Genomic DNA, 13,227 nt, shown 5'->3' with positions numbered 1-13,227 from the left:
TGGTCGATCCGCTCAGCAATCATCAGCGTGGAAGGGCTACTTACAGTACGTCCAGCAACTCGACGTCAAATACCAAAACAGTGTGTGGTGCAATGCTGCCAGCGCCCTGAGCGCCGTAAGCCAGTTCACTCGGAACGTGCAAACGCCACTTGCTACCGGCTTTCATCAGTTGCAGCGCTTCAGTCCAGCCGGCAATGACGCCGCTGACCGGAAATTCAGCAGGCTCGCCACGATCATAAGAGCTGTCGAAGACGGTGCCGTCGATCAGCGTGCCGTGGTAGTGAGTACGAACCTGGTCGTCAATGGACGGCGAAGCGCCCTCGCCCGCGGTCAGCACTTCGAATTGCAGGCCGGAAGGCAGAGTGGTCACGCCTTCGCGTTTGCTGTTCTCAGCAAGATAAGCCAGGCCAGCGCCGGCGGCTTGTTCAGCCTTGGTCGCCGCTTCAGCTTGCATGATTTCGCGAATAACTTTGAAGCTCGCAGCCATTTGCGCTTGGTCAACACGGCTTTCTTTGCCATGAAACGCGTCATTCAGGCCAGCCAGGATCGCGTCCAGGTCGATGCCCGGTGGCGGATTATCACGCAGTTGGTCGCCCAACTGACGGCCGATACCGTAGCTGACGCGGGTTTCGTCGGTGGACAGATTAACTTCGGACATAACGCTGCTCCGCTGAGGAGCGCCATAAAGACGCCCCGAACTAAAAGGCCGAGCAGCCTAGCACAATTGGGCAGCACCCCCCATCCACAGGTACTACCACGCAGAGCGGAAGGAAATCGGGACGCGCAGGGTTTGCTCGTCGACATTGCGCAAGCCACACATTTCATCGTGAACCACTGAATGCACCAGATTGAACGGCACGGCCGGCATCGTATGCAGCACGTCTCGCGCATGCTCCACCGAGCGCAGGTGCATCGTTTTGCCACTCATGTCGTTGAGAGGGTGCGCCATCCCTTGCATACGGGCTTGCAGCAGATAGATCCCACCCTCCATCGAGATCAGATTCAATTCATCAACATGTCCAGCGTGTGCGTAAGCGGTCAGTTCTTGAAGATTCATAAGGTAATCCTTTCGCCGCGGTGCAGGTTCCGAGAGGTAAGTTTCGTACAGCACAGCGAAATCACAACCCTGAGGTGGGCCCGTCGGTCTATTGAGTGAGATATCAATGGGTGCAATCGCAACAGGGCCGATTGTTACAAGCCTACGTGCGCAAGACTTTGATCGGTCTGCGAAGTGAAAATATCGCCTCGTACTTCTGCGCCGTGCCTTACACTTCTGAGCTGCGACCACCTGACAGGAACACCGTGAATGGCATCCAGATTCCCGCTTACCGGCCTCGCGCTGGCGTTTTCTTTGCTATTGAGCGGCTGCTTCGACAAAACCGAGGAACAACAGCTCACCGCGCTTAAGGTGAAAGCTGATCAGCTCGAGAAGAAGGTCGAGGCCATTCAAGACCCGCAGCTGAAGGAAGCCGTCACCACGCTAGGCGCTTCGCTGCTGATGATTCAGCGGATCGCGCTCGAAATGCAGACGAAACCGGTAGAAACGGAATACGGCGAGGACGTTATGGCGCTGCTCAAGGATTATCCTGACAGCCAAGCGGTAACCGATACCTATATAAACGGCCTGTTCATACAACGCAGAACCTCCGATTCTGACTTTTTAACCACACTGGAACCGATATTCCCGTTCTCGTTCCGCTCACCTGATGAGTTTCCGTTCCCACACAATGTGGACTGGAAGTCGGTCACGCTGGACAACCAAAAGGTTGTTCCTTTCTCCAAAGACCGTGAAGAAGAAGCTACCGAACTCCAGTTGGTACCGGCGACCGATAGCGAAACCGCGACCAATGACCTGGAATTGATCTACCCGTACAAAGATGACGCGCTGCCACCCATCCAGAAAAACAAGCCAAACCCAGTGACGTTGATCGGCGAACTGCAGGTCGTGACGCCGCGCAAAGTCAGCAGCTTTGAGCTGACAAAAAAAGATGTCGGCGCCAAACGGGCTGACGACAACATCACGGTCACGTTGCTGAGCCTGGACAAGAATTTCGCAGAAGTTGAAATAGAAAACAGCGCCGACCTACCCGACGAACTGGTCGACGAGGAACTCAACCCGTTGGTCGTCCAGGCCCAAGACAAAACCGGGCAGTTCCTCACCCGTGCGGGCGGAATCACGCAGAACCCCAGCCAAGTTACGTTCTACGAGAAGAAGCTCGACACGTTGATGGAACAGAAACAACTGACCCCTGAGTTTCAAGCTCAGCTCAACGCAGAAATGCACACCTTCCACCGCCAGCAAAAAACCCACTACGCCAAGGTGTATTTCAACGGGATGGTGGACAAGGTCGATGTCAGCGTACTGGATTACTCGCAAACCAAGATCAGCAAGACCGAGCTGAGCGTTCCGATACGCCAATTCGATGAGCACACCTTTGGCCTAGAGGTTCAGCCGCTGCTGTTACCGGTCGTGGTGCACGACAATCAGGCGGCGGATTTCCTCAAAACCTACGACATGAATGAGGAGCAACTCAAGAAGTCGATCGTCATCCATCAGGACGTAGAAAACCTGGAAGATGCGAAAATCGAGTTCAGCCATCCGCAGACCTTCAATGAAGAGTTAGTAGGATCCTCGTTGAGCATCGACGACAGCCCGATCGCGTTCTACGCACAAGGCGCCGATGATAAGCCGGGAAGCAAGATCGACTTACCGCTCGACTCCTACGAGCTCGACGTGGCACAGGGCGATATCAGCTACGACTTGACCCAATTCCCACAACTGCCAGCTTATGCAAAAGGCATGATGCCGCTGTTCTTGGCAAACATCGAAAAAAGCTTCATGGACGTCGCCGAGTTGCCCAAAGGTTTGTCGTTGAAAGGCAATGCACTGGTGATCGATCAGGCGGCATTTCCGACTGACACATGGCGTTTTTATGCAAAAGACAACGCCGGAAAGTACCTCAAGGAAATCCTCGCGGTGAGTCATCAAGCGTCGCAGTACAGCGAAAATGTGTTCGACGTGCATTACTTCTACGGTCAGCCGACCAGCCTGGAAGCCTACCAGCGCACGGACCTTAAGCGTGTCGATTACAACTTCCAGGTAAAATTGGACAAGCCGAATGCTGCCAGCCTTGAACAGCTGAATCAGAATACCCCGGCCACACCTGATGACGACGACGAGTAGACCTCGACGCCGTTACGACTCAAAACGGTGATGAGCGCTGACAACGCGAGCTGTCGCCATTAATACGGCGCAGCTCGCCTTGCAGGTGCAATTGCCAAATGGGCACGTCTTCAGCCACTTGATAGCCATGCAAGGCAAGGCTTTCAGCGATGGCCATCAATACGGATTCGGCGGCCAGCGGGCCATGAAACGGACCTTGGGCTTTGAGTGCGGAGGGTTGTTCGCCAGACATACCAGCGGCGAACAGCAAGGTCCACATGCCGTTATCCCCGGAGAGCGGGCGAATCACACATTCGATACGGGTCGTTAAGCCCAGGCATTGGCGGGTCAGGCAGAGGCTGCGCGACATGGCGAGCTCCTTGTTGGCTACAGTATTCACGCCTCAAAACCAGGGAGGCGCGCGTCAATCCTTTTGACAACTGTGTGTCTTTCCAGAATAGAAGAAAAGTCGAATTCTAAAAGCGTGGAAAACAACGGGGCGCCGAATGGTCATTTCTGCCCATCGGCGCCCCGCCGTTTATTTCTTCTTCTTGGCCAAGGCTTTCAGCTCTGGCTGCAACTGCGCCGGTTCTTTTTCCAACTCTTCCTTGAAGTCTTCATCACTGAGCATTTCGGCGATGTCGCGCAAGCGCTCGACCACTCGAGCATTGACGCTGCCTTCAGGAAACTGGCCTTTTTCGTTCGGTGCTCCGGCGGGTTCGCCTACCAACAAGCTCAATGCTTCGTCAGCTTGGCGCACGGCGTAAATGTGGAATTGTCCGTCCCGCACAGCCTGAAGCACCCGCTCATCAAGCATCAGGGTGGTGACGTTGGCTTGAGGAATGATGGCGCCGTGGTCGCCTGTCAGGCCCCTGGCTTCGCAGAGCCGGAAGAACCCCTCGATTTTCTCGTTGACCCCACCCACGGCCTGCACTTCGCCGAATTGATTGATTGAGCCAGTGATCGCGAAACACTGCTTGAGCGGCGTTTTCGACAACGCGGAGATCAAGGTGCACGCTTCGCCGAGCGACGCGCTGTCCCCGTCCACATACCCGTAGGACTGTTCCAGCGCGATGCTCGCGGAGATCGCCAGCGGGAATTCTTGCGCGTAACGGCTGCCCAGGTAACCGGTGAGGATCATCACGCCCTTGGAGTGAATCGGCTGACCAAGATTCACCTCGCGCTCAATGTCGACAATGCCACTGCCACCGGGATAGACCGTGGCTGAAATCCGCGCGGGTACGCCAAAGGCCGAGTCGCCAACTTCCAACACGGTTAACCCATTGCACTTGCCCACGGCAGCACCATCGGTATCAATGAGGATGATCCCGGCAAGCATGTCGTCGAGAATCCGCGCCGACACCCGACCGGTGCGGGTCGCTTTGGCCTTGAGCGCCCGCTCGATATGCCCAGCGTCGGTTTTGTCATCATTGGCCAGTTGGCGAATGAAATCCGCTTCACTGACCAACTGGAACAAGTCACCGATACGCGCCGACAAGCGCCCTTGGTGCTCGGCCAGTCGTGCACTGTAAGTCGCCAAACGCGCGACCGCATCAGCGGTCAACGGCGCCATGCCTTCTTCCGAGGTTCGGGTTTTCAGCAACTGGGCGAACTGCTCCAGGCTTTCGTCGACCATCGGGATGTCTTCATCGAAATCCACCAGTACCCGGAACATTTCCTGGAAGTCTGGATCCAGGTCCTGCAGCGTGTAATACAGCGAACGCGCACCGATGATAATGACCTTGACCTGCAGCGGGATAACCTGCGGAGTCAATGTCACGGTCGCCAGACGACCCAGCTCACCCAGCGGCGATTCCATTTTCAGCTTGCGTGATTGCAGGGCGCGTTTCAGGGCGTCCCACACAAACGGTTCACTGAGCATTTTTTCCGCTTCAAGCACCAGAAAACCGCCGTTGGCTCGGTGCAAGGCGCCGGGACGCAGTTGACGGTAGGTGGTGTAGAGCGCGCCTTGATCGGTGCTGTATTCGATGCGGCCAAACAAGTTGTCGTACGTCGGGTGTGGCTCAAAGACAATTGGCGCGCCGGCGTTGGTCGGATGACCCACCACCAGGCTCGGGCAGTATTGCTCTTCGAGCAATTTACGCGCCTCGGCGTCGGTTTTGCTGTCGTCGACCAATTGCTCGACCACTGTCCTCAACAGGTACACCTGCACGGCCTGCAAGTACGCGCAGACCCCGGCATTTTCGGCGTATTTCTGCGACAACGGCGCCAACAATGGCTGTAAGGCCAAGGTGATGGTTTCTTCGTTCAGGTGGCGCATCAGGTTGCTGGATTCACGCTTCCATTGCGGCAAGCTGGCCAACTCTTCGTTGAGACGCTCTTCGAGGCTGGAAATATCATCGTGAAAGCGGTCGCGGTCAACTTCCGGTAGCTGTGAAAATTCTGCCTCGTCCAACGCCTTGCCATCGCTCATCGGCGTGAAAGCGATGTTGGTGCTGTCACGGTAAAGGGCAATGTCCTTTTCCAGCGCCAAACGCTCGATTACGTCCAGCGCTTTGTCGTAACGCTGGTTGAACGCTCGGTCGATGGCGCTTTTTTTCTGCTGATACGAAGGGTGTTCGAACACTGCCGGAAAGGTTGCCAGCAGGTTATCAATCAAGCCATTGATGTCAGCGATAAAGGCCCCGGCGCTGCCAGACGGCAATTCCAGCGCACGCGGCTCGCGGGGCTCGTCGAAGTTATTGACGTACACCCAATCCGGAGGGGTTTGCATGCGCTTGCCCTCAGCCTTGAGGTAGCGCTTAACAAACGAGAACCGACCGGTGCCGGGTTCGCCCATGACAAATACGTTGTAACCAGGGCGCGGCATGGCCACGCCAAACTGCAGGGCTTCGACTGCTCGCTCCTGGCCGAGCACACCGCGAAAGGGTTCCAGATCATTGGTCGTCGTGAAGCTGAACTGTTCGGCGGAAAAAGGACGTGTCAGCGCTTCGGGCGCAAGACGCAGGCTAGCAGCAACAGTATCGGGCATCGGTCATCCTTACATCAGGCGGGGCAGATGGGGGCATTCTGGCGCTCGCCGCACCCGGCTGGCAAGGCGCGCCGAAACTGAATATTTTTCGCCGGGTCGCGACCCCGTCCGCGTGAGACAAAAGCTACTTTTCAGATAACAATTTGCAATAAATCACGGAACCCTTGGATCGTGCCTAAACTCCAAATTGCGCAGCTGGTAATAATAAAACTGGCTAGCCCTGGTGCCCTTATATGCCAGGAACCCGACCCTTGGTATGAACATAAAAGAGAATAAAGCTATGAAACGGATTCTTCTCGGTACTCTTTTCACCGTGGTATCTCTCAACGCAATGGCCCAGGCACCCGGTGGCCCGGACTGTGGCTGGGGCAACATGCTGTTTGAGGGCCAGCGCGGTACGCCGGCGCACTTCCTTGCGTCGACCACTAACGGGACGTCGGGTAATGCCACTTTCGGCATGACCTCTGGCACTAACGGGTGCGCAACTAACGCCGCCCTGACTTACGGCGGCAAGTCCTGGATTGCCATGAATGGCATGATGGACGAACTCTCTAAAGACATGGCCGTCGGCCAGGGCGAGGCATTGACCACCTACGCGGTGGTGCTGGGCGTTGCACCGCAAGACCGTGCGCATTTCGCCGCAGTCACCCATGAGCACTTCCAGCAGATTTTCAGCAAGGCTGACACCACCGCCGATGATGTTCACACCAACACCTTGGCAGTGTTGAAAAACGATCCTGTTCTGGCCAAATATGCGACTCAGGCTTAAGGTTCGTTCACCTGCCCCTCGGTTAAAGGGGCAGGCCTTCGATACAACGCAACACCCGTGATCCTTAATCCTGACTAGTTGCCGTCTATGCCCAAACGCATTGTTTTTGTGGCGCTCTTTGTCTGCGCCCCGCTGTATGCCGCGCCCCCTATCGACAATGATCGCTTGCAGCAACTAGCAAACACACCCCTTTGGATTTCCCTGGGTCATTACGTCACTGCAAAACTGGGCGGGTGGCGCAGCTACGTTGACGATCCCACGTTCTTTCTTGCGGCCAATGGTGCCCATGACCCTGCGGCGGAATTGCGCGCGACCCTCAATGCGATCTACAAGCCCGCGAGCAATGACCCAGCGAGACAAAACGCCCATGCGCAATGCGTTTACCCGGCACGCACGCACTTTCTTCGTGATCAATTACACCTGACCGACTTGCCTGCCGTGGACTGCACGGATTTCAAACAGTGGTACAGCAGCGTAGCCCCGGACAGCACCGTGTTGATTTTCCCGGCGGCGTATTTGAACAGTCCCTCGTCGATGTTCGGCCATACCCTGCTGCGAATCGATCAGGCCGATGTACAGAAAGACCACACGGCCCTGCTGAGTTACGCCATCAACTTCGGCGCCTACATCGAAGGGATGGACAACAGCATTCTTTACGCTTGGAAAGGCTTGATGGGCGGCTATCCCGGCCTGTTCGCGCTGGTGCCGTATCAGGAAAAGCTCTCTGAATACCGCAGTCTGGAAAACCGTGATTTATGGGAGTACCGGCTCAACCTGACGCCTGAAGAAACCGGGCGAATGGTGGAGCACGTTTGGGAACTCAAGCAGATTCGCTTCGGTTATTTTTTCTTCGACGAAAACTGTTCCTACCGTTTGCTGGAATTGCTCCAGGTCGCACGTCCGGGCCTTGAGCTGACCAAACTGTTCCCGCTGACGGCGATCCCCACTGACACCGTGCGCGCGGTGAAACAGGCCGCACTGGTCGAGAAGATCGACTACCGCCCATCCCGTGAGCGTGAGTTGCTCAACCGGGCAGCACCGTTAAATGACGAGGAGCAGCAATGGGTGCTGAACGTCAGCGCCGACCAGAAACAGCTACAGAACCGCGATTATCGGCTTCTACCGAAAGAGCGCCGGGCGTTGATTCAGGACGCCGCCTACCGCCTCGAACGTTACCGCGCCAATGGACAGGAACGCGACACCGAGCGCTCGCAACGCAGTTTCGACCTGCTGCGTGCAATCAGCCAGAACCCACCACCACCGCTGGACATTGCCCGCCCAGGACTGCCAGAAGACGGCCATGAATCCCGCACCTGGCAACTGGTAGCGGGGAGCCGTGGCGACAAAGCCTACGCCGAATATGGCCTGCGCATGGCGTATCACGACCTCAACGACAACGCGTATGGTTTTCCACTGGGGGCACAGATCGAGATTCTGCAACTCAAGCTGCGCCAGTACGAAGGTAACCATTGGCAAGTGCAACAGCTCGACGTCGCCACCATCCGCTCCCTGACGCCGCGCACCGAACTGCTCAAGCCTTGGTCCTGGCAAGTCACGGGCGGTCTCGAACGGGTACTGGGCAAGCATGATTCAGAAAGACTGGTTAGCCATGTCAATGGCGGCGCGGGCGGCACCTGGCAATTAGGCGACGAGCTGCTCGGTTTTGCGCTGGGGACGGTAAGGGTTGAACACAACACTGACTTTTCAGCCCTCGTGTCCCCGGCAGCCGGCTTTGACAGCGGCCTGCTCTGGCGCAATCCGCTGGGTAACCTGAGCCTTGAAGCCAAAAGTGATTACTTCACCAATGGCGAAGTGCGCCGCAACCTGAGCCTGAATCAGCAATGGGAGCTGTCACGCAACCTCGGCCTACGCCTGACCGCTCAACGGGAATTCAGCCAATTGACGTCACCGGTAAACGAAGTGATGTTGGAAGTGAAGTGGTATCACTATTGAGCGGTGCTTGAGCTGAATGCATCGCACGCGGAGCCGAAAGTCTGTAGGAGAGTCTGCCACGTCTTCGACGCCGCGCTGTCGCGCAGCAAACTGTGTGGCACTTTGTGTGGTTTGAGGTTGCAGGGTGTCAGGACTGAAGCCTTCCCGAATAAATTCGGTCCCACAGATGTTGGCGATGCACAGATTCTGTAGCTGCCGAAGGCTGCGATAGGTCCGAAGGACCTTCGCCAACACGTTGGCTCTTACAGATAGTCGCCCGCCTATAGATCGCCGGTGAATTGAATATCAAATTACGCAAAGAGGCCCCGTGAAACCATGCAGCCGAACGCAGCCGTGCGCGGCCAGGGATGGCCGCTCACGGCGACGCCCGGAGCGACGCCGGAGTGAGGGAAGACCGAGCCTAAAAGTAGTTTTATAAGAGTGAACTTGTTCGCGAGGCGGCTTATCTGATTTACCACACCCAGCCGCCTCGCCAACAAGTTAGCTCTAACAGTTCAAGTACACGGGAGAAATCGCCATGAGCCGCGCTTTCGTCAATGAAGATAACGCTGCCGCCCAAGCCGACCAGCCGGTGGAGCGGCGAGTCAGTGAACAACCCAACTACGTGACCGCTGCCGGCCTTGAGCAACTACACGCGCGAGTTGCGCAATTGCAGGCGCAATACACTGAGCAATCCTCCCGGGGAGATCAGGCTGACAAACAACGCCAGGCCGATATCGAACGTGACCTGCGTTACTTCAATCAACGCCTGCAAAGCGCTCAGGTCGTCGCTGCGGCGAACTCGACTGACAAGGTGCAAATCGGCAGTTGGGTAACGTTCGCGGATGAAGACAACACCGAACAGCGCGTGCAACTGGTCGGCGAAGACCAAGCGCAAGCAGGCAGTGGGTTGATCAATTGGGATTCGCCATTGGGCCGCGCATTAGTCGGCGCAGCGGTAGGCGACGAGGTGCTGTGGAAGCGCCCGGCGGGGGATCAATTGATTGAGGTTTTGCGGATTGAGAAGGATGCTTGAAGGCCAAAAGCTCACCAACCGTTGGCTCCTACAGCGTGTGCGATCCCTGTAATTGGATGGACTCGCCCAAGCCGAGGCGTCAATGCGCCACGGTGGCAGTCTAAGAAGCCAACGACAGCGAGGGCGAGTCCATGAAAAAGAATACGACGATTAATCAGTCTTTGTCTTCTGCCGCTCTATCGGCCTGCACGACAGTGGCGGTCGATCTTGCCAAGCGGGTATTCCAGGTCGCCGGGGAAGATGCCCTGGGCCATGTACTTTACGAAGAGCGGATCAAGTCGCGCGAAGCGTTTTTTACATTTCTGCGTCACCTGCCGCCAGAGGTCATAGTGCTGGTGGAAACTGGCCCAGGCGCTCAGTCGTGGGCGCGGCAGCTCCAGGATCAGGGCAATCTGGCGCGGATTCTTCCAGCGGGGTTGGTGGCTAATCATCGCAGCGGTGCCAAGAACGATCGCAACGATGCGCTGGCGATATTGCGTGCCGGCCGCGATAGCCGCATTGCGGCTGTGCCCATCAAAAGCACCGCAGCGCTGGCCATGCAGGCCTTGCATCGGGCTCGTCAGGGTTATGTACGCCGCCGTACAACGATCAGTAATCAGATGCGAGGCTTACTGTTAGAGCACGGCGTTGCGCTGGCGCAGGGCGATGTTGCTATCAGCCAAACCATACCCCGAGTGCTGGAAGACGCTACTCAGCCGTTGCCCGATATGTTGCGCGAACTGATAGACGAATTACTGGGTGAATGGCACCACACGGGCGAGCGAATCAACATCTTGACTGGCCGTCTGGAGACTGCTGCGAACGATGACAAAACCGCCAAACGGCTAATGACCGTGCGTGGTATCGGTCCGATTATCGCCACGGCACTGCTGGCCAAGCAGACTGAACCTGAACGCTTCTCCAATGCGCGCATGTTTGCCGCCTACTTCGGCATGGTGCCTGAGCAGCACAGCAGCGGGGAGCAGGTGCGCCTGGGCAAAATGAGCAAGCGAGGCGATGGCTACATACGCAGCTTGATGGTTCAGGGTGCCCATTCGGTGTTGAGGCAACTGCGGCCTGATTCACAGCAGCCCGACGATCTGCGGCTGCTGCGCTGGTTAGGGCGCCTGGGTCGAAAAGAGGCGGCGGTCCGGTTAGCGAACCGTAACCTGCGCATCGTCTGGGCGCTGCTACAGAATGAACAGACTTATCGCCGCCAACCGGCCAATGGCCAAGCTGCGATGGGCCACTGATCCACAGAGTTCTGCCACCGTGGCGCGAAAGCGCTTCAACCCTTGCTAGAAAACATTGACCCCAGGTCAGACCGTCGCGGATTGATGCCTTGGCTCCTACTGGCCCTTGAGGCCTGAATGTAATTGGCATACCGCGAGCTGAACCAATGTTGGCCAGAAGCCGAAGACGGCTTCCTCGAATAGGCCTTATACATAGATGCAACCGGGTAGCGGTGTTTAAAAGCGGGTTGACAGTGGAGGCGAGTCCATACATAGGAGCCAGCGGTTGGTGAAATGGCCTAAATCACGCCAACTTCTTGTGACGCACCCGGTGCGGCTGGGAAGCTGAATCGCCGAGGCGCTTTTTGCGGTCGGCTTCGTACTCGGTGTAGTTACCTTCAAAGAAGATCGCTTGCGAGTCATCTTCGTAGGCGAGGATATGAGTCGCAACGCGGTCCAGGAACCACCGATCGTGAGAGATCACAATGGCAGCGCCTGGGAAATCGAGCAGTGCTTCTTCAAGCGAACGCAAGGTTTCCACGTCAAGGTCGTTGGACGGTTCGTCGAGCAGCAAGACATTGGCGCCCTCTTTAAGGGTCAACGCCAAGTGCAGACGACCGCGCTCACCACCGGACAAGTCTTTAACGAACTTCTGCTGATCGCCGCCCTTGAAGTTGAAACGGCCCACGTAGGTACGTGACGGAATTTCATAGTTGCCGATGCGGATCTGATCGGAACCGTCGGAGACCATTTCCCACACGGTTTTCTTGCCGTCCAGATCATCTCGACTCTGATCGACGCATGCCAATTGCACGGTATCGCCGACTTCGATGGTGCCCGAGTCTGGCGTTTCCTTGCCCATCAACATCCGGAACAGCGTTGATTTACCCGCGCCATTGCCGCCGATTACGCCAACGATGGCGCCTTTGGGCATGGCAAACGACAAGTTGTCGATCAACACGCGATCGCCATAGCCTTTGCTGACGTTTTTGAATTCGATGACCTTGTCGCCCAGACGGGGGCCGGCAGGGATATAGATTTCGTTGGTCTCGCTGCGCTTCTGGAATTCCTGCGATTGCATTTCTTCGAAGCGCTGCAGACGAGCCTTGGATTTCGACTGACGCGCCTTGGCGCCTTTACGGACCCATTCCAGCTCGTCTTTCATGGCCTTTTCATGGGCCGACTGCTGCTTGGATTCCTGGGCCAAACGGTCCGACTTAGCTTCAAGCCAACCCGAATAGTTACCCTCGTAAGGAATACCTGCACCGCGGTCGAGTTCTAGAATCCAGCCGGCCACGTTGTCGAGGAAGTACCGGTCGTGCGTGATCGCAACCACAGTGCCCGGGAAGTCGTGCAGAAAATGCTCCAACCACGCCACGGAGTCGGCGTCCAAGTGGTTGGTCGGTTCGTCGAGCAGTAACATGTCGGGCGCCGACAGCAGCAAACGGCACAGCGCGACACGGCGTTTCTCACCGCCGGACAGAAACTCGATTTTCGCGTCCCAAGCCGGTAGACGCAGTGCATCGCCGGCGACCTCCAGCTGGCGCTCAAGGTTGTGCCCATCGCTGGCCTGCAAAATAGCTTCGAGCTTGGCCTGTTCTGCCGCCAATTTATCGAAGTCGGCATCAGGGTCGGCGTATTCGGCGTAGACCTCATCCAGACGTGCCTGCGCGTTTTTGATCACGCTAACAGCCTCTTCCACCACTTCACGCACTGTTTTGGTGGGGTCCAGCTGAGGTTCTTGAGGCAGATAACCAATGTTGAGCTCTGGCATCGGACGCGCTTCACCGTCGAACTCGGTGTCGACGCCGGCCATGATTTTCAACAGTGTGGACTTACCCGAACCGTTTAGGCCCAGCACGCCGATTTTGGCGCCTGGGAAAAATGACAGGGAGATGTTTTTTAGAATTTCCCGCTTCGGCGGCACAACTTTGCTCAGCCGATGCATGGTAAAGACGTATTGAGCCATGGAAAGAAAACCCGATGTGTGACGATGAATAGAGTGCGAGCTTAGCGCGAGCCTCGACAAAAGCGATTGAAGTTTATTTATCTACGGCGGTTGCCGCCAGACACAATGCAGCCCTAAACAAAACAGTATCCCCCCAAGCGGCCGATTGCCGACCT

At 56.7% G+C, this 13,227-nt stretch carries 10 protein-coding genes; 5 read left to right on the top strand and 5 right to left on the bottom strand.

Annotated elements, in window-relative coordinates; genetic code table 11:
* Nucleotides 1–40 precede the first annotated feature (40 nt).
* Nucleotides 41–658 (bottom strand): FKBP-type peptidyl-prolyl cis-trans isomerase, encoded by a 618-nt coding sequence (locus RHM59_RS20675; protein ID WP_322166135.1) that lies wholly within the window; start codon nt 656–658, stop codon nt 41–43.
* 93 nt (nt 659–751) lie between these two features.
* Complete coding sequence (locus RHM59_RS20670; protein WP_322166136.1) at nt 752–1,057, bottom strand: DUF6482 family protein; 306 nt, start codon at nt 1,055–1,057, stop codon at nt 752–754.
* Between the two features lie 249 nt (nt 1,058–1,306).
* On the opposite strand from RHM59_RS20670, the gene RHM59_RS20665 reads away from it, so the two are divergent.
* Nucleotides 1,307–3,184: a hypothetical protein gene (locus RHM59_RS20665; protein WP_322285300.1), complete on the top strand. Its 1,878-nt coding sequence runs from the start codon at nt 1,307–1,309 to the stop codon at nt 3,182–3,184.
* A 19-nt stretch (nt 3,185–3,203) separates the two neighbouring features.
* Here the strand turns inward: RHM59_RS20665 and RHM59_RS20660 are convergent, their stop codons facing one another.
* Both RHM59_RS20660 and RHM59_RS20655 read right to left on the bottom strand, forming a co-directional pair.
* Complete coding sequence (locus tag RHM59_RS20660; protein WP_322166138.1) at nt 3,204–3,533, bottom strand: hypothetical protein; 330 nt, start codon at nt 3,531–3,533, stop codon at nt 3,204–3,206.
* Between the two features lie 168 nt (nt 3,534–3,701).
* Nucleotides 3,702–6,155, bottom strand: a complete 2,454-nt coding sequence (locus tag RHM59_RS20655; protein ID WP_322166139.1) for a Lon protease family protein — start codon at nt 6,153–6,155, stop codon at nt 3,702–3,704.
* Between the two features lie 280 nt (nt 6,156–6,435).
* On the opposite strand from RHM59_RS20655, the gene RHM59_RS20650 reads away from it, so the two are divergent.
* The 4 genes from RHM59_RS20650 to RHM59_RS20635 all read left to right on the top strand — a co-directional run bounded on the left by RHM59_RS20650 (nt 6,436) and on the right by RHM59_RS20635 (nt 11,124).
* A complete protein-coding gene (locus RHM59_RS20650; RefSeq protein WP_322285299.1) occupies nt 6,436–6,924 on the top strand; it encodes a DUF3015 domain-containing protein in 489 nt (162 codons plus the stop codon).
* 87 nt (nt 6,925–7,011) lie between these two features.
* Entirely contained in the window at nt 7,012–8,877 is a 1,866-nt protein-coding gene (locus tag RHM59_RS20645) for a DUF4105 domain-containing protein (RefSeq protein ID WP_322285298.1), read from the top strand.
* A gap of 517 nt (nt 8,878–9,394) precedes the next feature.
* Entirely contained in the window at nt 9,395–9,892 is a 498-nt protein-coding gene (locus RHM59_RS20640; RefSeq protein ID WP_322285297.1) for a GreA/GreB family elongation factor, read from the top strand.
* Nucleotides 9,893–10,023: 131 nt separating this feature from the next.
* Nucleotides 10,024–11,124 carry an IS110 family transposase gene (locus RHM59_RS20635; RefSeq protein ID WP_322167083.1) on the top strand — a complete coding sequence of 367 codons (1,101 nt, stop codon included), beginning with the start codon at nt 10,024–10,026 and terminating at the stop codon, nt 11,122–11,124.
* Between the two features lie 283 nt (nt 11,125–11,407).
* Here RHM59_RS20635 and ettA read toward each other — a convergent pair whose 3' ends face one another.
* Nucleotides 11,408–13,072, bottom strand: a complete 1,665-nt coding sequence (ettA, locus tag RHM59_RS20630; protein ID WP_322166143.1) for an energy-dependent translational throttle protein EttA — start codon at nt 13,070–13,072, stop codon at nt 11,408–11,410.
* Nucleotides 13,073–13,227 lie beyond the last annotated feature (155 nt).

This window comes from Pseudomonas sp. MH10 (genome assembly GCF_034353045.1).
Taxonomy (GTDB): domain Bacteria; phylum Pseudomonadota; class Gammaproteobacteria; order Pseudomonadales; family Pseudomonadaceae; genus Aquipseudomonas.
The sequence above is the reverse complement of the archived record's forward strand: the minus strand, read 5'-3'. Positions and strand labels throughout refer to the sequence as shown.